This is a genomic window from Roseimicrobium gellanilyticum (genome assembly GCF_003315205.1).
Lineage (GTDB): Bacteria > Verrucomicrobiota > Verrucomicrobiia > Verrucomicrobiales > Verrucomicrobiaceae > Roseimicrobium > Roseimicrobium gellanilyticum.
In genome coordinates, this window is the sequence record NZ_QNRR01000001.1 from 741,935 (window position 1) to 762,669 (window position 20,735).

At 59.6% G+C, this 20,735-nt stretch carries 20 protein-coding genes and 1 tRNA gene; 7 read left to right on the forward strand and 14 right to left on the reverse strand.

The annotated features are described in order from the left end of the window. The first annotated feature begins 4 nt into the window (after positions 1 to 4). The 5 genes from DES53_RS02920 to DES53_RS02940 all read left to right on the forward strand — a co-directional run bounded on the left by DES53_RS02920 (position 5) and on the right by DES53_RS02940 (position 3,158). Positions 5 to 631, forward strand: a complete 627-nt coding sequence (locus DES53_RS02920) for a prepilin-type N-terminal cleavage/methylation domain-containing protein (RefSeq protein WP_113956699.1) — start codon at positions 5 to 7, stop codon at positions 629 to 631. A 202-nt stretch (positions 632 to 833) separates the two neighbouring features. Beyond that, complete coding sequence (locus DES53_RS02925) at positions 834 to 1,913, forward strand: L-dopachrome tautomerase-related protein (protein WP_170156806.1); 1,080 nt, start codon at positions 834 to 836, stop codon at positions 1,911 to 1,913. Positions 1,914 to 2,003: 90 nt separating this feature from the next. Continuing rightward, positions 2,004 to 2,204 (forward strand): hypothetical protein, encoded by a 201-nt coding sequence (locus DES53_RS02930; protein WP_170156807.1) that lies wholly within the window; start codon positions 2,004 to 2,006, stop codon positions 2,202 to 2,204. Between the two features lie 125 nt (positions 2,205 to 2,329). Next, positions 2,330 to 2,414 (forward strand) — tRNA-Leu (locus DES53_RS02935). Between the two features lie 27 nt (positions 2,415 to 2,441). Further along, a complete protein-coding gene (locus DES53_RS02940) occupies positions 2,442 to 3,158 on the forward strand; it encodes a ubiquinone/menaquinone biosynthesis methyltransferase (RefSeq protein ID WP_245958072.1) in 717 nt (238 codons plus the stop codon). A 164-nt stretch (positions 3,159 to 3,322) separates the two neighbouring features. On the opposite strand, the gene DES53_RS02945 is transcribed toward DES53_RS02940, so the two are convergent. The 6 genes from DES53_RS02945 to DES53_RS02970 all read right to left on the reverse strand — a co-directional run bounded on the left by DES53_RS02945 (position 3,323) and on the right by DES53_RS02970 (position 9,374). Then, complete coding sequence (locus DES53_RS02945) at positions 3,323 to 3,838, reverse strand: hypothetical protein (protein WP_113956702.1); 516 nt, start codon at positions 3,836 to 3,838, stop codon at positions 3,323 to 3,325. Positions 3,839 to 3,885: 47 nt separating this feature from the next. Next, positions 3,886 to 4,203: a hypothetical protein gene (locus DES53_RS02950; RefSeq protein ID WP_211325420.1), complete on the reverse strand. Its 318-nt coding sequence runs from the start codon at positions 4,201 to 4,203 to the stop codon at positions 3,886 to 3,888. A 65-nt stretch (positions 4,204 to 4,268) separates the two neighbouring features. After that, positions 4,269 to 6,065: a DUF4340 domain-containing protein gene (locus DES53_RS02955; RefSeq protein ID WP_113956704.1), complete on the reverse strand. Its 1,797-nt coding sequence runs from the start codon at positions 6,063 to 6,065 to the stop codon at positions 4,269 to 4,271. Further along, on the reverse strand, positions 6,062 to 7,558 hold the full coding sequence (locus tag DES53_RS02960) for a DUF7088 domain-containing protein (protein WP_113956705.1): 1,497 nt from the start codon (positions 7,556 to 7,558) through the stop codon (positions 6,062 to 6,064). The genes DES53_RS02955 and DES53_RS02960 overlap by 4 nt, the downstream gene beginning before the upstream one ends. 71 nt (positions 7,559 to 7,629) lie before the next feature. Beyond that, positions 7,630 to 8,388 (reverse strand): ABC transporter permease, encoded by a 759-nt coding sequence (locus DES53_RS02965; protein WP_113956706.1) that lies wholly within the window; start codon positions 8,386 to 8,388, stop codon positions 7,630 to 7,632. Positions 8,389 to 8,444: 56 nt separating this feature from the next. Beyond that, entirely contained in the window at positions 8,445 to 9,374 is a 930-nt protein-coding gene (locus DES53_RS02970; protein ID WP_113956707.1) for an ABC transporter ATP-binding protein, read from the reverse strand. A 121-nt stretch (positions 9,375 to 9,495) separates the two neighbouring features. On the opposite strand from DES53_RS02970, the gene DES53_RS02975 reads away from it, so the two are divergent. Further along, entirely contained in the window at positions 9,496 to 10,470 is a 975-nt protein-coding gene (locus DES53_RS02975) for a threonine dehydratase (RefSeq protein WP_113956708.1), read from the forward strand. A 240-nt stretch (positions 10,471 to 10,710) separates the two neighbouring features. Here the strand turns inward: DES53_RS02975 and DES53_RS02980 are convergent, their stop codons facing one another. From DES53_RS02980 to DES53_RS03015, 7 genes are all read right to left on the reverse strand, one after another. Next, entirely contained in the window at positions 10,711 to 11,481 is a 771-nt protein-coding gene (locus DES53_RS02980) for a zinc-binding metallopeptidase family protein (protein WP_113956709.1), read from the reverse strand. Further along, positions 11,478 to 12,629 (reverse strand): lipid-A-disaccharide synthase, encoded by a 1,152-nt coding sequence (gene lpxB / locus DES53_RS02985; RefSeq protein ID WP_113956710.1) that lies wholly within the window; start codon positions 12,627 to 12,629, stop codon positions 11,478 to 11,480. The genes DES53_RS02980 and lpxB overlap by 4 nt, the downstream gene beginning before the upstream one ends. Further along, a complete protein-coding gene (locus DES53_RS02990; protein WP_113956711.1) occupies positions 12,626 to 13,564 on the reverse strand; it encodes a Gfo/Idh/MocA family protein in 939 nt (312 codons plus the stop codon). The genes lpxB and DES53_RS02990 overlap by 4 nt, the downstream gene beginning before the upstream one ends. 968 nt (positions 13,565 to 14,532) lie before the next feature. Beyond that, complete coding sequence (locus DES53_RS03000) at positions 14,533 to 15,357, reverse strand: LpxI family protein (RefSeq protein ID WP_113956712.1); 825 nt, start codon at positions 15,355 to 15,357, stop codon at positions 14,533 to 14,535. A gap of 103 nt (positions 15,358 to 15,460) precedes the next feature. Next, on the reverse strand, positions 15,461 to 15,964 hold the full coding sequence (locus DES53_RS03005; RefSeq protein ID WP_147263185.1) for a hypothetical protein: 504 nt from the start codon (positions 15,962 to 15,964) through the stop codon (positions 15,461 to 15,463). 11 nt (positions 15,965 to 15,975) lie between these two features. Further along, the gene (locus DES53_RS03010; protein WP_113956714.1) at positions 15,976 to 16,776 is read right to left on the reverse strand and encodes a TatD family hydrolase; all 801 of its coding nucleotides are present in this window, start codon (positions 16,774 to 16,776) and stop codon (positions 15,976 to 15,978) included. 129 nt (positions 16,777 to 16,905) lie between these two features. Then, a complete protein-coding gene (locus DES53_RS03015; RefSeq protein WP_245958073.1) occupies positions 16,906 to 17,220 on the reverse strand; it encodes a hypothetical protein in 315 nt (104 codons plus the stop codon). 80 nt (positions 17,221 to 17,300) lie between these two features. Here DES53_RS03015 and moeB point away from each other — a divergent pair, with 80 nt between their 5' ends. Further along, complete coding sequence (moeB, locus tag DES53_RS03020) at positions 17,301 to 18,491, forward strand: molybdopterin-synthase adenylyltransferase MoeB (RefSeq protein WP_245958074.1); 1,191 nt, start codon at positions 17,301 to 17,303, stop codon at positions 18,489 to 18,491. A 48-nt stretch (positions 18,492 to 18,539) separates the two neighbouring features. On the opposite strand, the gene DES53_RS03025 is transcribed toward moeB, so the two are convergent. Beyond that, on the reverse strand, positions 18,540 to 20,531 hold the full coding sequence (locus tag DES53_RS03025; protein WP_113956716.1) for a hypothetical protein: 1,992 nt from the start codon (positions 20,529 to 20,531) through the stop codon (positions 18,540 to 18,542). Positions 20,532 to 20,735: the final 204 nt, after the last annotated feature.

Below are 20,735 nucleotides of genomic sequence, written 5' to 3' on the forward strand. Positions count from 1 at the left end.
CTGCATGATGTTCCGTCGTCCGCAGTGCTTGCGTGAGCAGGGCTTCACTTGGGTGGAGTTCCTGGTGGTGGTTGCTGCAATTGCGATCTTGGCAGCCCTCACTCTTGGTGGCTTCAGAGGTTACCCGGATCCATCGGAGAGGAATCGCACCGTCACTGTCCATGCAGTGATCAAGGCAGGCCTCGAACAGTACCATGAGAGGCATGGCGACTATCCGGAACCAAGGACTCCAGAGGCAACGATCCGGCTGGCCAGCCAGGACATTCGCGTGGGAGGCGCCCGTACGCTCTATCAGGCGCTGACCGGTGATGGTGACAGCGAAATCAAACTCACCTCTTCCCGGGGCAATGTGTCCGATGGCAAGATTTCGGACGGGGAGATGCAAAGGGTCATCAATGGTGAATTGATGGTTATGAAAAACTGCGTGGTGACGGGTCCGGATGGATGCTACCTCGCGGATGGATGGAAACGTCCCATGCAGTACGTCAAGGGTGGCGCGAGTGATTCGATTAACTCCACGTATGACCTCTGGTCCTTTGGACCGAAGGGCACGTCCAATGGAGGAGGTCTGCATGACGTGGAGAGCCGACGGAGCGTTGAGACCACCGCCAGGTGGATCAAAAACTGGTAGCGGCGATAGTCGCATCCATGTGCATGATAAGGATGAAGTCCGGTCTCTTCCGTGTGGATGAAATCGGTCACTGCATGCAGCCTGCACTTGTCATTCCGGAGCCCTGTGCTCATGATGCAGCCTGATGGTTTCCTCCACCCAGAGACATAGAGTTGGGCGACGTGTTGTCTGCCTTGCTCTTGTGGGTCTGGGACTACACGGCTTGATACCTGCCGTCGCTGCCGAACCGAAGCTGGAGATGGTGTATCAGCTTCCATTGGCGCCGGCCGGTCTTACCATCACGGCGGACAATCATTTTTTGATGAGCGTCAGTCGCGAGGAGCGACCGCAGAATCGCATCATCGAGGTGGGCAAGGGGGGCACCTCGCGTCCCTTTCCCACCACCGACATCAGCCAGGCCAGCTCCGGCCAGCCGCTGCTGCTTGATGCGGTGGAAGGCATGCAGATCGACAAGGCCGGCATCGTGTGGATGCTGGACAACGGCAGGCGTAGCGAGTACCCGCCCAAGGTCGTGGCTTGGGATACGGCCAAGCACAAGCTCCATCGTGTGTACCACATGGCGTTCCCGGCGGTGTTGCCCGGCTCGTTGTTGGATGACCTCGCCGTCGATCCGGAGGCGCCGTTTGTCTACATCAGTGATCCTGCCGCGGGAGCAGATGCCGCCCTTGTGGTGCTGGATCTTACCACCGGACTGGCGCATCGGGTCTTGCAAGGACACCCCTCCGTAGTCCCCGTGGCTGGACTGGAACTGACCATCGACGGTCACAAAGTGGAGACCCGGAGGCTGGATGGCACCGTGGCGGACCCACAGGGGGGCGTGAGCGCACTGACTCTCGACAAGAAGGGGGAGTGGCTCTACTTCGCCCCGGTGCGCTCCTTGAAGCTCTACAGGGTGCGTACGGAACATTTGCGTGATGTGAACATGCTTCCTGAAAAGCTCGCCGGTCTGGTTGAGGAGTATTCCGCGAAACCCGTGAGTGATGGCATGTCCATGGACAGCAAGGGGAACATCTATGTTTCCGATCTGGCCTCGAAAGGCATCGGGGTGATCGCGGCTGGGAAGAAGGACTACCGCATCCTGGCAGCGGAGCCGCGGCTCCTTTGGCCCGCAGGCCTCTGCTTTGGAGCGGATGGGTGGTTGTACTTCTACACCAATACCGCCCGCACCCGGCCAATGCCCAGGCCCCCATTGACAGCCGGGACACCTCTGGATGCGTCCGGGATCAACATGAACTACCTCTTTCGTCTGGAAACGCCAGTTTCTGGCAGGGTGGGGGATTGAGTTCTTCCATGGAGCCGTCAGGCTGGACCGAGCATGTTTGCCACGAGGATAACCTTCGCACCGAGGTGGAAAGAGGAGCTCGTCTGCACCATGGACGGCAGGCGCTTTGTCATCGAGCTGACCATGGGCGAGTTGCATGCCTACCTTCCGAGCAAAGAGGCTTGGGAGCGCGAGGCTCCCGAATGGGCCAGGGACCATTGGGACCGCGTTCATGAGGACCTGGCCACGTGGTGTCGAGGCCAGAGCATGCCCTTGTCAGTGGAAGACCGGGCCTGGGTGTCCTTCGAATGAAGGCGTGAAGTGCCCGTAGATAGGCTGATTCACCCGATTCTCGCCGGAAAGAGGGCGATATCTTGATAATTTCAGTTGAGAAAACCCAGCTTCGGCTAAACTGACCCTCCTGCCGCAGACAAAATGCTCACGTGGCGGAATTGGTAGACGCGCAAGATTCAGGATCTTGTGGGGAGACCCGTGGAGGTTCGAGTCCTCTCGTGAGCACCATTTCTACTGCTTGGCACCCCAAGGAAAATGGAGCAGCAAGCAGCGAAGGAACCGGCAGCAGGCCCCATGGGTCAGGATGCCACCTTTGTGCGCCGGGCCTTTGCCGCCATCGCTGGCCGTTATGTGCTCACGAATCACGTGCTGAGCCTGGGCATTGATGTCCTGTGGCGGAAGACTACCGCACGCTCCGTGGCGGCCCTGCAGCCGAAGGTGGTGCTGGATGTGGCTACGGGCAGCGGTGACCTCGCAGAAGCCATCCAGAACGCCTGCCCGGAGGCTACCGTGGTCGGCCTCGACTTCTCTGCACCCATGCTTCAGGAGGCCCAGAAACGCGGCCTGCAGCACCTGATGGTGGCGGATGCCATGAACATGCCCATCGTGGATGGCGCGGCCGACGTGCTCACCGTGGCCTTTGGCCTGCGGAACATGGCCTCATGGCCGGATGCTTTGCGTGAGATGTCCCGCGTGCTGCGCCCCGGTGGCAGTCTTTTCGTGCTGGACTTCTCCCTGCCCACCCAGCCGCTCATGCGGAAGGCACACCTCTTCTACCTGAGAACCGTCATGCCCAGGGTGGCAGGTGTGCTCACCGGCGAGCGCGGGGCCTTTGAGTATCTTTGCAATACCATCGAGCAATTCCCCAGCGGGGAAAACATGTGCCGGATGATTCGCGAGAATGGTTTCCGTGAAGCGAAGGCTAGGGCGCTATCCTTCGGCATCGCGAGTTTGTATCAGGCGGTGAAGTAGGGATGGGAATCTCCCGTGAGACGGCCCACGCTGGAAAGCATGATGCGTCCTCATGGCAAACCACCTTGCCCAAGGCGCTTCGGTGTCCACGGCGGTAGCCAAGTCACGAGGGGCTCGTGTCGCCAATTCACCCCTCTCGTCACCGTGGCTGATGATAGTTCATATCACACCATCTGTAGCGTCGCTTGCATCGCCCTCTCCAGGTTGCGCATCTTGCCATCGAGCGTCGCGATGCCCATCTGTCCGAAGTGGGCGGCATAACTCTCCGCCTGTACGGGTGTCATCAGTTCGATGAGGAAGGTTCCTTCCACCCATACCTTGGTGAATTGGAAGAATCCTGCGTTGCCAGGGAAACAGTCCCAACCCTCTTCCTTCGCAATCTCTTCAATGCGTGAGGTCGAGAGCGGTGTTTGAATCAGGAAGTGCGTGCTGCTGTGCTCACGCATGTCTTCATCGAAACTCTTCCCAGCGCTGCCTTTGTCCGTGGCATGATTCCACAGGATGTGACCCCAAGGGAGGATTTCCAAGATGGTGCCGGAAGCATCACCCAGGCAGACAAACCACGAGCCTTGGGGGAAGGGCGGCGCGGGGGCCTTGATGGCCTCGCAGGCGAAAAGCCTGGCGAGTCCACGGGCGGCGGTTTCGGGATTGCGGGCGCTGAAGGAAGCGTGATGGATCATGGTAGTCTCCTGGATAGGGGTCTACCGGATGCAGGTCAGTTCGCTCCTCAGCGTGACGGAGAATTTACAGACGGCTCCGCAGCACTGGGCGGAGGAGTCGGGCTGGGAGCCGGAGCTCGCTCAGACTCAGGCGCTGGTGCGGTCCGTGGCTTGAGCTCGTCCAGAGGATCGTGGGCAGCGTCTATCCGCTTCTGCAATTCCTCCACCAGGGGATCTTTCTGTTCTTTCCCGGCGTCCAAGCTCCGCTGCACCTCTTCGCGCAGCTTCTCGTCCTCATGCATCTGCTTCAGTTTCTCGGTGGCCGCATTCCCGGCACGCGTGATCATCATGCGGAAAAGGATGAGCACCACGATCAAGAGGATCATGACGAACAACTGCATCTGCGATCGTCTGTGGCGCATGGCGTGTCCTCGCGAAAGTTCCGGTCACCTCATTTCACCAACGTGCGGGAAAGCTGCTGGTAGAGATCGCGGCTGATGAGGAAAGTGTCGGGCTCCTCATTCAGTCTGCCGTGGTACACGGCTGTGCTCATGCCAGGAGTGCTGGGGGCGAAGATGAGGGTTTTCACCTCGGGTTTCGCGTCTGGCTGGCCTGGAGGAGCGATGAGGACTTGCACCGTGAGCGTTGGACCTTTCAGGGCTTCGAAGGCAGCAGAGCGGTCAGCGCTCCAGTCAGACGCATCGAAGCTGGCAAGCTGCTTGAGCAGGGTGTTTGCACCTGCCTTGTCGAGTTTCTCAGTCACATCCGCGCCGGCGAGTTCCGCCTTCCAGGTGGAGTCATCCGGATTGTAGTGGAGGGTGAGAGCGGGCTTGTCTCCTTCCGCCACAATGATGCGGCGCACCGCGAAGATGCTCGCATTGATCACGCGCGTGCCCTTCCACTTCACCAAGTCCGGAGGCATGATGGCGGACGGCATGAGGGGATTCACCTTGAAGACGGAAGTCTCGTCCGCGTACTTCGCACACACTTGATCGTTGGCCTGGCCAAACAGGAGAGAGGTGGTCTTTCCATCCACAGTCCACTCGAGAGTGAGGAAGGGTTGGTTCAGACCATAGAGATCGAGGTTCGTGGCAGCGTCCGTCACGAAGTCGACCACATTGGCGGTATTGATTCCCTCCAGCAGGCGTTGGATGCGGGCCTGATTGGCGGGTTCCTCCTTGCCGAAGCGCTGGAGCATCCAGAGCTCGCCTGCTCGGGTGAGCTTCACCTCGGGGAAGCCAGGTCCGTGCAGGCGGATGGCACTCACACGATCTTCGGGAATCTGGCCGAGGCGCTGGTCACGCAGGTGATTCGGCTGGAGCTTCCAGAAGTCGGCGAGTTTCGCGGGCGCCAGGTAGGTGCCGCTGCGGTCACCGACTTCCGCCACAATCTCGGCTCCTGCCGCAGATGGCGGCTGGAAGGTGACGTCGACGGGCTGCTGGCCTTTCACCCCGGTGCCAAAGGAGACCTTCATCATCGGCAGGGCTTGTCCGGGATCTGCCGGAGGTGTGGGAACTTTGCCCCGCACTGGCTTCACCTGCATCTTCAGGAGGGCCTGGAGGACACTGCTCACGCGCTCATCACTCGCGCGTGCTTGAATGGGCTTTGTGAGGCGCCAGGGCTGGTTGGGCTCGCGCGTGAACTCCATGGAACCCGTGCCCGCGGAAAGGGTAAAGCGGCCGATGTGCTCCAGCTTCAGGCGTACCAGTTTGTTGTCGCGCCAGTCGTCGGAGGGCTTGTCCAGCAGAGGCTGCACACCAGATTTTGCCAGGAAGAAGTCCTCTGCATCTTCACCGAGGCTGGCGTAGGAGGTGCCCTCCACGGGCGAGGTTGCGCCAAAGAAACATTGCAGGAGTTTTTCGCTGCCTTGCCGCACGGTCACGCGAGTTGAGGGTTCGCCGAGCCCGGTTCGTTTGAAGTCATCCTTGCGCATGTCTGACTTCTTGAGCTTTTCCACCCACGTCAGCGCGGTCATGCTCTCCAGGAACTGCTTCACCAGCTCCTGATTGGCCCGGTCTTCCACAGGCTTGTTGAGGAACCAGAGACCACCGGGCTCGCGAGTGAGGCGCAGGGACAGGTCCGCGCCGACAATTTCGATGGAATCCGCATGCTGGACATCCACGGCGAAGGGACGCTTCTCCCTCGCCAGACGCTCCTGAGTGGCGGGCTGCTTTTGCTCCCAGAGGACGATGAAGGCGGCCAATCCCGCCGTCAGCACGAAAAGAAGGATGGTGGTGCGGAGCTTCATGCGCGGCGATGGCTCCAGATCAGCAGTCCCAGACCGAGCACGGCGCCGGGCATCATGATCGCGGTGACCCAGAAAATCTGCTTCCGCTGCTCCTCTGTAAGCTGGATGCGGAAGATCTGCTTCCGCTTCATGGTGATGCCGATGAGACGTTCGCGATTCATCATCCAGTTCAGACTGGCGGCGATGAAGTCCTGATGCACTCCGAGGCGGGTCATGGGATCCAGCATGGACGCGTTCCCCACCACCACCATGCGTGAGCTGTCCACACGGAGGCGTTCATCACTCACCGCTCCGCGCTCCACGCTTGCCGCCACGTATACCGGAGGCTGGGTATCGCCTTCCCCAGCCACGGGAAGGGTTTCTGTGTAGAACATTTCGCCCCAGTATTTGTCCGTCGCCTGCATGAGTGCCTTCACCTCGATGTGCTGCGCACGCAAATCCGCAGAGTCCAGCTTCAGCGCGAGGGATTGGGTCTGCCCGCTCAGGGTGGACGCGACCTCTGTGAAAGGCTGTGAGATGGGCGAGTCGGGCAGGAAGAGCGTCTGCACGGAGAATTGTTTCTTGGGTCCCGCGGGGGTGCTTTCGGCATAGAGCACACGGTCATTGCGGGGGGCCACGCCATTGTCTGCAAGGAACTTGGTCAGGTTTGGCGTGGTGCCGCTGGGCTCCAGCAGTACCAGCAATGCTGCCCGCTTCTCCTGCCAGTAGGCCTGCAGAATCTGCATCTCCTGGGCGCTGATGTCGTAACGCGCGCCGATGAGCACGACTCCCGTGGCATCCTGCGGAATCTCCTCCACCTCGGCGAGGTTCAGGGGCACCAGTTCAAAATTTTGCTGCCTGCCGAGATCTTCAAGACTCAGCCAGGCGAGTTCATTGCCACCCTCTTTCGCCGCGCCCTTGCCGGCGATGAAGTAGAACTTGCGCGTCTTTCCTTCAATGAGGCTGATGATGGCGGACGTGATGGCGTCCTCACCGCGGAAGTCCGTGCTGGGATTTTCTCTGCTGCGGTTCAGGCCGCGGATGACAATCTCCTCCTCCGTGATGAAGCGGGTGCGGTTGTTCGCCCGGACCAGAACGCCATTTCCCTTCAGTGGAAGGCCGTGCTTCAGCTTGAGTTCCTCTGCCCGTTCGACATCACGGGCGGGATCGACCACGTCCACCTTGACGCGGACCTTCTTGGCGCGGCGGTATTCCTCCACCAAGGTGTGCACGTCGGTCATGATGGGCGAGTCCCGGGTGAAGACCACGGTGAGCTCCACGTCCTTTTTCAGTTCCTTGATGTAGCCCGTGGTGGCCTCGCTCAGGGTGTAGTCCTTGCTTGGGGTGAGGTCGAACCTCCAATAATGGCGATAGCTGAGGTAGTTCACCAGGCCAAAGAGCACCAGACAGATGGCGAGCTGCACCAGCACATTCACCCCGATGCTGAGCCGGCGCAGTGGCTTGGGCTTGCTCGTGGAGGGCGCAGACTCGGTGGTGGGCGCGGGAGATGCCATGAAGTGGTGACGGATGCGTGGTGACGAAAATGAAGGAGAAGAAGAGCGGCGGAAAATTCAGCAGGGCCGGTTCACACACGCCAGCGGCGGAACTCAAGTACCTGATGCGTGATGATCAGGAAAAGCAGAGACAGGCTCGAGTAATACACCAGCGGTCGGGTATCCAGCAGGCCATTGGTAAAGGTGTCAATGTGCTGCACGGAGGCGATGTAGTAGACGAAGTCCACGAACGCCTTCGTTTCCGCGCGCTGGAAGTAGATGATGAACAATCCGATGAGGAAATGCATCAGGCTTGCGGTAAAGGACACCACGGCTGCGACGATCTGGTTCGCCGTTAGCGCGGAGGCGAGGCATCCCATGGACAGATTGAACAGGCCCATGGCGAAGAGGAGAATGTAGGTCCCCAGCAGGGCTCCGTGGGGGATTTCCGCCGCGCCATTGGTCATGGTCTGGAAGATGGCAAAGTTCGCCAGACTGGGAACCCAGAGCAGGCAGTAGAAGACCACGCTCGCGAGGTACTTGGCGAAGACGATCTGCCACGTACGCACAGGCGCGGTGCAGAGTGTCTCCCAGGTGCCGAGCTTCCGCTCCTCTGCAAAGAGGCGCATGGTGAGCAGGGGGAACACGAAGAAATAACTGAGCCAGAACCACTGCGAGGAGAAGGTCCAGGTCACGATGCTGGTCGTTTGAGGCTTGGCCTCCAGCACGGTGATGGCGGCACGGAACGAGAGGCCATTGATGATCATCACCAGCGCCAGCACCACATAGGCGATGGGGGAGAAGAAGAAGCTCCGAAGTTCCTTGGTGAACAGGGTGAGTAGCAGACGCACGGGAGAGGAGGCGGGAAAGGGTGGGGTGAAAAAGGAAAACAGGAATGACTGGCGCCTCAATCGCCGCTGGTCATCTCCACGAAGACGTCCTCCAGGCGGGGCTGCTCCAGATGCAGCTCGCGGATGGGCCACTGTTTCTTCAGCGCGAGATCAGAAAGCGCCTCGCGGATGTCCCCCCGGGCTTCCACTCGCAGGGTGAAGCGTCGCCAGGAGCCATCGACGCGCTCCTCGGTGATTTTGCGGATGCCGGTGACCGAGGCAAAGGTTTCCTCGGGCGTGCCCTCCGCCTGAATCTCCACCTGTACATCTCGCGCCACGCGCAGGCGGCGCACGAGGTTCTTCGGTGTATCGTCCGCGCGCAGCTTCCCCTTGTGCAGGAGGAGTACGCGGTCACAGGTGAGCTCCACCTCACTGAGGATATGGGTGGAGAGAAGGATGGTCTGCTGGGCGCGGTACGCGTGCAAAAGATCGCGAATGTGGCGGATCTGATTTGGGTCCAGGCCGTTCGTCGGTTCGTCGAGAATCAGCACAGGCGGACGGGAGATGATGGCGTCCGCGAGAGCCACGCGCTGGCGGAAACCTTTGCTCAGCGTGCCAATGATCTTGCGCCGTACCTCAGTGAGCACGCAGGCCTCCATGACCTCGCCCATGCGCTTGCGCAGATCCTTGCCATGCAGGCCTTTCAGCTGGCCGCGGAATTGCAGGTACTCCTTCACCCTCATGTCCAGATAGAGGGGGGCGTTCTCCGGCATGTAGCCCAGACTCTGGCGGGCTTTTACAGACTGGTGGAAGACGTCGAAGCCGTTCACCTTGGCCGTGCCCGAGGTCGCCGGAAGGAAACCTGCCAGGATGCGCATGGTCGTGCTCTTGCCCGCGCCATTTGGCCCCAGGAAACCGACCACTTCACCAGGCTTCACGGAAAAGGTAAGCCCGTCCACCGCGGTGCGGCCGACATAGGTTTTGGTCAGGTTTTCGACTTCGATCATGTGGGGAAGTGAATCAAAGCGCAGCCAGCGGGGGATGACAAGGCTGGATGCGATCCGCGCGGAAAGGGGGCTTTCCAGTTGACGGGCCGGACTTTACCCGCATGTGGAACTTTTTCGCCGTATGACCGACCTGCCAGTCACTTACGCTGACGTGCTTGATGCCCTGCCTCGTGTGCACGGGGTGCTGGGCCCCACGCTGCTGAGGAACTGGCCGGGACTCTCCGCGCTGCTGGGCTGCGAGTTTCATCTGAAGCACGAAAATCATCAGCCGGTTGGGGCTTTCAAGGTGCGGGGAGGCATCAACCTGGTGGGTACGCTCAGCGCGGAAGAGCGGGCTGCGGGCATCTTGGGCGTGTCCACGGGAAATCATGGCCAGTCCCTCGCCTTTGCGGCGCAGCACTTTGGCGTGAAATGCACCATCGTGGTGCCTCGGGGGAACAATCCGGACAAGAACCGGGCCATCCAGCAGCTCGGCGCGGAGATGATCGAGCACGGCAAGGATTTCGATGAGGCTCGGGAATTTGCCGCGACACTGCAAAAGGAACGGGGCTTCCGCTATGTGCACTCGGCGAATGAGCCGAAGTTGATTGCGGGCGTGGGCACCATCGCCTGGGAGATTTTTGAGAAGCTGCCGGATCCGGATGTGCTGCTCGTGCCGATCGGACTTGGGAGCGGCGTATGTGGTGCCTGTCTTGTGGCGAAGCACCGGAATCCTCGCACGAAGGTCATTGGCGTGCAGGCTGTGAACGCCTCTGCCGTCGCTGAGTCCTGGCGCACTGGCACGCTGAAGACGAACGATTCTGTCAACACCTGGGCCGAAGGTCTCGCCACCCGCGTGCCGGCGGAAATGACACTGCAGATCATGCGCGAGCTCATGGATGACGTGATCCTCGTGAGCGAGGAGGAACTCCGCATCGCCGCGGCACGCATCCTGGAGCACACGCACAACCTTGCAGAGGGTGCTGGCGCCGCGACCGTGGCTGCAGCGATGCAGCAACGGGAAAGATTCGCCGATCAGCGTGTGGTGGCGGTGCTTTCAGGCGGGAACCTCGATCTAGTGAGGCTGCCGGAGATTTTGCAGTACGTGGGGAAGTGAAGAGATGCACTCCTCAGTGTCGCATCTGGAGCCGAAGGCCTTGGACTGCGCGCAGCCTGCTGCCGCTTTCCCTCAGTGCAGCCTGCTGCACGTAGCATCGCGACGAAGTCGCCAAATCCTCAGGACGCGCCACCTTACGAGTGAATGTTACCATCGCCGCAGCGGGCTGCGGACTCTTCAAAGCGGCAGCAGGCTGCACGCAGTCCAAGGCCTTCGACTCAACTTCGCCAGGCTACACACTCACTCATCCGCCGCCGTCTCCACCGCCTTCTTCAGCCGCTGCAGCATGTCCAGCGGAGTCGGGGTGGGATCCTTGAGCTCAGATGCCAGTGATGTGATCTCTGCGTTCTGCCATGCCGCAGGGGTCGCTTTCAAAGCAGGGTGGAAGAGAATCACCTTCTTCACCGGCACTTCCAACTCCGCTATCTTCTTTGCGAGGACCTCAATGCCGTTTGCCTTCGTGTCTGCAGCATCTGAGTGGGTCACTGCGGCAAAGCGGATGGTGCGGCTGTGAGTCGTACCGGTCATCGCATGGGCTACGCACATCAGGGCAGAGATGCCGCTGGCGTCTGGGGTGTCGTAGCCAGCTATCACCAGCACCGTTTCCCTGGTGTCTTTCTTGCCAGGGAGTTCGACGACAAGATTGGAGGCCTTTTTGCCATCCACATCAAACGATTGTTGTTCGATGTTGTAGCCCATATTGGCGAAACCCATCTTGGATTCGACGAATTTCGCGACAACCTCAGTCTTGCTTGTTGAAGCATCGCCTGCTGCGCTGTCGATTGTATTTATGTTGTTGACGTAGTCGACAGAGTTCAACTCACGCTGCAACATTGATGCGAGGTGCGAAGTGGCTGCTTCTTCCTTCGCATACTTCTTCTGATAATAGATCCAGAGGGAGAGTGGTATCATGAAGGCCAGCCCCAAGGGCAGGGCGATGATGAACGCCCGCACCACGCAACCTGCCTTGGCCGGAGCTTCACCAGATTCAAGAGGAGGGGTGTCACTCATAGGGCCTTCTGTTCCGCCTCCTCCATGCGCAGTTGATTCATCACAGCCTCAGCAGCGCGGCGATAGGCTCCGCCTTCACCCAGGGTGGCCACGACTTGTGCGAGACGGGTGGTGAGCGCAGTGCGTGCGGCTTCATCCTTGAGTAGTGTGATGAGTGCTTGCGTCACGCTTCCCGCAGTGAATTCATGCTGCACGAGTTCCTGCACCACCGTCTCGCCGGCGAGAACATTCACAATGCCGAGGTGCTTGATCTTCACCACCGACTTGCCGACCACGTACGTGAGGGCATTCACCTTGTACACCAGCACGTAGGGCAGGCCAAAGCACGCCGCCTCCAGGGTGGCGGTACCGCTTGCCACTGCGCCCACTTGCACGCGCTGCATGAGATCACTGGCGGTGCCCACTTCTATCCAGCGCATGGCTTCCGGCAGCCCTGCGGACTCCGCCATGGCGCGCATCATGTTCGCGAGGTTCTGGTTCGCGGCGCTGACGGCGAACTTTGCCTCGGGAACGGCTTCGCGGATGAGCTTCACTGCCTGCAGCATCACGGGGAAGTGGCGCTTCACCTCATTCACACGGCTGCCGGGAAAGAAGCCCACGAGATTCGCTTCACGATCCCAGCCGCGATGCAGTGCCTTGGTGCGATCCACCATCGGATGGCCGGAGAAGACGGTGCGCAGGCCGCTCTTTTCGTAGAGGTCCTTCTCAAAGGGGAAGATGCAGATCATCAGATCCAGCAGCTTCGCCATGGTCTTCACACGACCCTTCTTCCAGGCCCACACCTGTGGGCTGATGTAATAGATGATGGGACGGTCAAAGCCTGCTTCACGCAAGGCCTTGGCGAAGCGCAGATTGAAGCCGGGATAGTCGATGAGGATCACCGCGTCCGGTTTTTCAACAGCCACGAGAGCCAGGGCCTCGCTCATCTTCTGCTTGAACCAGCCGTACATCTTCAACACTTCCCACAAGCCCAGCACACCGGCCTGCTCCACCCAGTCGAGCATCTTTGCGCCACCGGTCTTCTTCATCTGCGGACCGCAGAAGCCGGAGAACTCAAGTTCCCCATGGAGATCCTGAAGGGCGCGCATGAGACCTGCTCCGTGCGTGTCACCGCTGACTTCACCGGCGAGGATGAAAATCTTCTTCATGGGCGGAGCGCTGCCGTGGCCTTGGCAATGTCCTCCGTGATGCGAATCGCAAGATGCAGCGCGTCCGTCCCTTGCTGGCCGGTCACTTTCGGCTGGGAGCCTTCGCGCACGGCTTGGAGGAAGGCGGCGAGCTCCAGCTTCAGCGGCTCCTCCTTTTCCACCAGCACCTCTTCACGCGCGATGCTCATGCCATCGCGGCGGTAGATGTGTCCCGTCTGCTCCTGATAGTCGAGGGAGATGTAGCCCTCCAGGTGGAAGACCTGGATCTTGCGCATCTTCTTGTCACTCACCCGGCTGGCGGTCACGTTCGCCACGCAGCCATTCTCAAAACGAATGCGCGCATTGGCGATGTCCTCGCGCCTTGTCAGCACGGGCATGCCGACCGTGTCCACACTCACCACGGGAGAACGCACAAGGTGCAGGATGATCTCCAGGTCGTGGATCATAATGTCCAGCACCACGCCCACATCCATGCTGCGATTGGGGAAGGGAGAGAGCCGTGTGGCCTCGATAAAGCGTGGAAGCTTGATGCGCTCCTCGAGCTGGCGCATCACGGGGTTGAAGCGCTCGATGTGGCCCACCTGCAGCACGAGCTTCTTGGCATCGGCCAGCGCTACGAGTTCCTGCGCTTCTTTGAGGCTGTCGCTCAGCGGCTTTTCCACCAGCACATGGCGGCCGTGTTCCAGGAGATGACCAGCCACGGAGCGATGCGCGACGGTGGGTACGGCCACGGCCACGGCATCGGTCAGGGAAGTGAGCTCCTCCAAGGTGGAGACTGCCTTGGCATGGTATTGGGAGGCCAGTTCCTGAGCCCGTGCCTGGTCCAGGTCATAGATGGCAGTGAGTTCTGCTCCTTCCAAGGATGCCAGCACCCGGGCATGATTTTTTCCCATCGCGCCGACACCGGCAACACCGACCTTAATCCGTTCACTCATGGAGCGCGCACCTTGCCAACAGGGGAGGGGGAGGCAAGTGCAAAATATTCCGATGGAAAGCCTCAACCAAAAGAATCTATGACCTGCTCAACTCCAGCGTGTACCATCGCGCTTTGCGTCTTGGAGTGCGGTGGCAAGCGCTAAGGCGCGACACCGCTTTGACCGAAGCCCATGATGGAAGGCCTTTGAATAGGATCAACGGAATCCCTGAATGCTGTCACCACTCCATGGACGGTTCAAAGTCATCCACCACTTGCACCCAACTTGTTTGGAACCGGTAAATGGCCTTCACCTGCGAGGGCGGCGCGGTGCGCTCAAACCATGCGGCTGAGCACCATGGATACTCTGCTGCCACCTTTACCAAGCCGTGTTTGACCGGATTTTGGTGAACATAGTTGAGACGTGCAAAGTAGGACCTCTCATGGCTCAAGAACGTGTCCCAGTAGTTGTGCCAGACCTTGCGCCCAACGGTGTTGTCCTCACGATTGACGTATTTGGTAGTTTGCTCGTGCAAGAGGCCAACGAGACCAGACAACCGAGCTGCAAAATCTGAGTCCGCGCACTGCGCCACAAGGTGGTAGTGATTGGAAAACACAGCCCAAGCTTGAAGCCGCCAACCATGGTCGTGGCAGTGCCGTAGCAGGCTGTCATGTAAGGTAGCGAGACGATGCTTGCCCTGGAAATGATGTTGCTTGTTGTAGGTGGACGCAGTGACGAATTAGGTCCCGCCTTCAAGCAGACGGTGCGGGGGAGCATGAGGCCATGGCGTGGGTTTTTTGCCATCCATGAGGCGAATCTAGTGATTTCCTATGCCATAGCAAGGCCACGCCTGCTCCATCCCTCCGCTCAAAGCGGTGTCGCGCTTTAGCGCTTGCCACACGCACTCCAAGACGCAAGGCGAGCCATGACAGGCATTGGGGTGGTATGCTCCCGAGGATGCGTACGTTTTGCGTGAGAGGAATGTACTCCTACTCCCCCTTCTTCTCCCCCATGCCCAGCAGGCTCACCTTGAGCTCGGCGCAGCGGCGGAAGACTTCCGACTGGTCCAGGATCAAGGTCATCCCGGCCTCCACGGCAATGACGTCCACCCCGGCGGCGGCGGCGTTGCTGATGGTGTCCGGCCCGATTACAGGCACATCGAATCGCATGTCCTGATTGGGCTTGCTCACCTTCACCATGGTCGCGCTGCCCTTGCCGAGAGTGCCGCCGCGCTTGATGCATTCATTCGTCCCTTCGAACGCCTCCACCGCGAGCACCGTGCCTTTCTTCACCACGACGGTCTGACCAATGTCCAGCTTGCTGGAGGCCTTGGCGATTTCGAAACCGTACTCAGCTTCCTCCCAGCGGCGATCCTTGGGATTGGGACCCGCGACATGGCCGACTCCGGGCATGTAGTCTTCCAGGAAGGTGGTGGCGGGAAGCAGCTCAATTTCGTCCTTCTTCAGCTCGTCTCCAATCGCGCCGAAGAGGGATTCGGCATTCCGCTTCTTCAGCTTGGCCAGCATCATGAGCGTGCGCAGATCGGGACGCAGGTCGAAGAGGTTCTTTGGCGCAATCTGACCCACCATCACCGCGTGCTTGACGCCTTCCTTCCGGAAGAACTTGATCATCTTGCTGAGCTGGCCCACACGGAACCACGCCATGGCATCCACCTGCCGCTCGAGATCGGGCCGGGTCTCATCGATGAATCCCGCCGCCACGAGCCTCTTCACGCCGGCCTTGCGGGCGGCGCTGACGAAGGTTTCAGGATACACGCCGCTTCCGGCAATGAGGGCAATGGATGGCAGGGACACAAGTCATTGGTCCATGGTCATGGGTCACTCGTCAACCATGTCTAGTGGCGGTCGATTGCGACGTCCGAAGGCAGTCCGAACCGCGCCAGTGCTTCCTTATCCGTCATTTCCGCAACGCCTTCATCGCTTCGTGCACGCTCTTTTCCAACGTGTCGTTCAGATTCCCAGAGTTCATAGGAAGGGTGATGCTAAGGCCCAGGCGGAGCGTCCCAATCCTCCACAATTCACCTCCTTCGATTTGGCCCACGGGCTTGCCACCTGCTACGATGAAGTAGTTCGCCTTTTCGTACCTTTTGGTCGCTATTTCCAAGGCGCGATTTCCCGGATTGGTAAATCTTACGCCCAAGCCCGGACAGGGGCGTGCGCCATACTCGACCGCGACGGCATTGAATTGGTAGACGTCCTTGAGCGTCACCAGGGGAGGTTCGACGAACCACCCGGTGATGTCCTTGGTCCCATCGGCGCTCCTGAAGGAAAACTCCTTCGCATTCGGTGCTGCCACCTCCACGGTCCGGTAAATGGCAAAGGCCGGGAGAGGCGCCTTTTCTTCCGCCGGCATTGCAGCGGCGATGCTCCAAAATAGAGCAGTGAAGAAAAGGTGGCGCATGGTGGTCCGGTCTACAGCTTGAACTTCTCGGTCTGGCTCATGAAGGCCACGGGATTGTCAAAGGCCACTTTCTGGATCATGGCCTCGTTCCAGCCACGCTTGCGCATCTCCAGCATGGTCTTCGGCGCCGCTAGCGGATCGCTCACGCCCCAGTCGCAGGCGGAGTTCATCCAGATCTGTTCACCTCTGCGAGCTTCCAGCATGTCGATTGCGCGATGCGGGGTGCACTTGCTCTCCGGGTAGAGCGTGATGCCCGCCCAGAATCCAGCATCCAGCACGAGGTCGATGGTGTGCTCCTCGACGTGATCGATGATCACGCGTTCGGGCTTGATTTTGGAGTGATTCTTCAGCGCATCCAGAATGAGGCGCGTGCCCTTCAGTTTGTCCTCCAGGTGCGGCGTGTGCACCAGGATGAGCTGGTCATGGTCCGCGGCGATCTGGATGTGCTTTTCGAGCACGATGAGTTCGTTCCGCGAGTTCTTGTTCAGCCCGATTTCGCCGATGCCCAGTACGGTAGGTTTGTTGATGAACTGCGGAATGAGCGCCATGACTTCATCTGCGAGCACCGTGTCCTCCGCTTCCTTGGGATTGATACACAGCCAGGTGAAGTGCTTCAGGCCAAACTTTGCCGCGCGCTTCGGTTCATACTCGGTGATCTGGCGGAAGTAGTCATAAAAACCCTGCGGTCCGGAGCGGTCAAAGCCAGCCCAGAAGGCAGGTTCACAAATGGCCACACAGCCTGCGAGTGCGAGCTTTTCGTAGTCATCCGTGGTGCGGCTGACCATGTGGCCGTGGGGTTCGATGTAGGGCATGAAATTAAGGGATAAGGGACAAGGGAATGGGGACAAGGGGAAGCATCCCTGAGACTGGGGGCGAGAGGGTGTGGACCGGCTTTTTCACGACTGATTCCTGATTCAAAAGGTTCATGGTCGGAAGTTCCCTTATCCCTTGTCCCTTGTATCTTGTCCCTTATACGCTCCTATCGCCCCCTGAACCGTCGCCTTCGCAATGGGCTCCTCGCTGGGATCGCTGAAGCTCAGCAGCACCTCCCTGGCACGCTGGGGCTCGTTCTTCTGCAGCAGTGTGATGGCTCGTTTCAGGGCCTGCACGCGGAAGTCTCCGTCCTGTCCGGAGCGCTGTACGCGATCAAGGAAGGCGGCAAGGTCGATGAGCTTGCTGCGCGAGTCCATGAAGCCCAGGTCCACGAGGTTCGTGGCTTGGGGAGGTGTCCAATTTGTCATAAAAGCGATGGTCAAGGGTACTGGGGCAGGAGTCAAGAGGGAGGCTCAATCCCCGGTCTTGCGAATCTCCTGCCCACGACATACGTATCTCGTCCGTGTCCCATCGTCCTGCCGTGCCCGCTGACCCACATCTCACCCCCGCCGAACTGCGCCGCTATGCGCGTCATCTCTCCATGCCGGAGTTTGGCGTGGAGGCGCAGGAAAAGCTGAAGTCGGCGCGGGTACTGTGCATTGGAGCGGGAGGGCTGGGTTCTCCGGTGACGATGTATCTCGCCGCTGCGGGCGTAGGCGCCATCGGCATCATTGACGCGGATGTGGTGGAGGAATCGAATCTCCAGCGCCAGCTCCTGCACGGCACGTCTGATGTGGGCCGTACCAAGTTGGAGTCCGCTCAGAAGCGTCTGCATGACATCAATCCCCATGTGCAGGTGGAACTGCACTCTCTCCGCTTCACGAGTGAGAATGCCATGGACCTCGTGGCGAAGTATGATGTGGTGATCGATGGCACGGACAACTTCCCCACACGCTACCTGAGCAATGATGTGTGCGTGTTTCTGAAGAAGCCGAACATCTACGGCAGCATCCTCCGCTTTGAGGGACAGTGCTCTGTCTTCGCGCCGCACCTCGGTGGACCGTGCTACCGCTGCATGGCGCCGCAACCGCCACCACCCGGGCTCGTACCCTCCTGCGCGGAGGGTGGCGTGCTCGGCGTGCTGCCCGGACTCATCGGCACCATGCAGGCGACGGAAGCCATCAAGCTCATCACCGGCATTGGCCAGCCACTGGTGGGCCGCCTGCTGCACGTGGACACGCTGAGCATGAAGTTCCGCACCTTCAACCTCCGCCGCGACCCCGAGTGCCCCGTGTGCGGTGATAAACCCTCCATCACCGCGCCCATCGACTATGAGGGCTTCTGCGGCCTGCCTTCCTCTAAGAATCCCCACATGAGCACTGAAACGAAAGACGCCATCCCCGCCATGACCGTGCAGGAACTTCAGGAACTTCGCACAAGCGGCGCACCCTTCACCCTGCTGGATGTGCGTGAGCCGTTTGAGCGCGACATCGCCATCATCGACGGCGCAGCGCACATCCCGCTCGGTCAGCTGGGTGAACGCATGGATGAACTCTCCCGTAACAAGAAGCTCGTGGTGCACTGCAAGTCCGGTGGCCGCAGTGCGAAGGCCGTGGGGCTGCTGCGTGATGCCGGCTTTGAAGATGTGTGGAATGTGACCGGCGGGATCAACGCATGGTCGAAGGAGATCGATTCGAGCGTGGCGCTGTACTGAGCCTCAGCTCTGGCCAGCGCCACCATTCACCTCACGGAGCTTGGGAGGTTATTGCTTGACGTGCGGTCCCTGCGACTGGCTTTGGGAGTGGTCGCGGGACTGGCTGAGGTGCTTCGCAAACTCAGGATGGTCCTCCCGGAGTGAGTGGTGACCGCTGCTGTCATTGAGCTTGGGTGACTTCTCTCCAGTCTTCAACCCCTGCGACTCGCCCTGATGGGTGCCATGCGAGTGGTCCAGTTCGGGATGCAGATCGCGCAGGGAACGGTGTCCACCCACACCGATGTCGGATCTGGGTGGAGGGACGCCTTGTTGCTGGCCACTGTTGCCAAGTCCGACGTTGGTGGAATCGGTAAGAGTGGTTGTCGTCGTGTTGACGTTTGTATTCCCTGGGATGCCTGGCAGAGGAGGCGGGGGAAGTTGGGGGATGGGCGGGATCTTTGCCTGAAGCTGCATTTGATCCTGATAGTCCAGCTTGCTCTGCGCCATCCCTTTCACGTCCGCGATGAGGGCCAGTTCCTCTTTGATCTTCTGCTTTTCGTTCTCCAGCTTTTGCATTGGAGAATGTTCCTTGGAACTGAAGAGCGTCTTGAGGCGATCTCCCGCTGAGGGGTGCTCCTTCAGACTATCGATTTTTGCCTGCACCGCGCTGAGCCTGTTGTTTGCATCGACCGTCTTCTTGTCCAGGTCCGCAATGTAGGTAACAAGGTCGTTCCTTTGCGCGAGATTTCGTGCGTCGATGCACTGTCCGATATTCGTCTTCAGCGTGGGAGCATCCACCTTGGTCAGCTCCTGCTTCAGGGCATCCATCTGCTCCCCGTTGTAGAAGTGCTCCACCTTCTGGCCGTTCTCATCCACTTCGTGGGTCTGGTTCACGGCATTCTCCAGCGCCTGCTGGTTTTTCTGCATGTATTCCAGCCCATCGATGGCTCCGACGAGAAGGTTGGCCGCAAATTGTTTCCTTTCTTCCTGGGAGAAATCTCTGAGCGCCTGGCCCTCAGGCGTGAGTGGCCTTTCCTCCTTTTTTGGAGGCGCCTGCCCCTCAGGCGTGGGTTCCTTCTTGCCCTGTTTCTTTGGAGCCGGGACGCGCTCATGCAGGCCGAACATGCCGTCAAAGCTGTGCTCGGTGAATGCCTTCATCATCGAGGTGAACGGCGTCTGCTTTTCTGAACTCACCATGTCATCGAGAGCCTTCTCGAAGGCTTCCGGACTCTGGGTCGCCTTTTCCAAAAAGGTCCGCATGTCCCCCACGTTGCTGGCGACGTTGGAGTTCCCAATGCGGATCTTGTTCGGATCGTTGGCGTCCAATCGGGTAAGGGTGCTGTCGTAGTCGATGACGGAGAGCGTGCCCGTCTTCGGCGAGTACATGAAATTGGAGATGTTTGCCTTGAGGCCCTGATTCTCATTCGCGCCTGCGTGGTCGGTGAGTCCGAGAGCCATTGTGGGAGCCATGGCCCTGCCGAGATTCTGCGCGAAAGCCTCACTACGCACCAGTGCCGCTCTTTCCTCGATCGGGAGCTTGTTGACCTGCACCCCGTCGGCGAACTCCATCATCAACACGGCCGTGTTGCCACTTGTGACTTTTTCGACTCCTTCCCGGGCGCGCTCAAATCCCCAGCGCTTTTGTGTATTGGCATCATTCTTGAGCTCGTCCATGGTGTTCCCGAGCTTCTCCTGCAGATTCGGGTCCTGATTGAAATCGTCTGCCCGATACACGGTGATGCGAGGTGCAACAAAGGGGGCGGGCCCGGTGGCGTTCTGGAAAAAGTTCTCCATCACATTGGAGCACTTTTCCGCCACCTTCACCGAGGCGGAGGATTCGATCTTGATGGCGGCACCCACGGCGAGATCCTGCCCCGGCATCACCAGAATGGCTCCACCAGCCCCGGAGTCGGAGTACTTCACCGTAGTGTTAGCCGAGAGCACCGTATCCAGCGAATCCTGTGGGGTGGTACGATTGGTGAGCGCTGGTGAGGTCCGGCTGTTCTGATTGAATTCCAACGCCTTTTGACGCAGGGCGATTTCTTCTGGAGTGTCAGGCATAGGGGTGATTTTGGGGGATTGAAAAGCAGCGAGTACCTTGAAGGAGGAGATCGGGGTTTCGGAGGCAGGGTTACGCTGCGCCGCCAGAATGGCGGCAATTGAGACGCGCGCGAATTGAATTCGTCCAAGCGCCTCACCGAATGAGCCGCGGACACTGATCCACCATAAAAATGAGGAGCGATGGGTGCCGATTTCTAGAGTCAG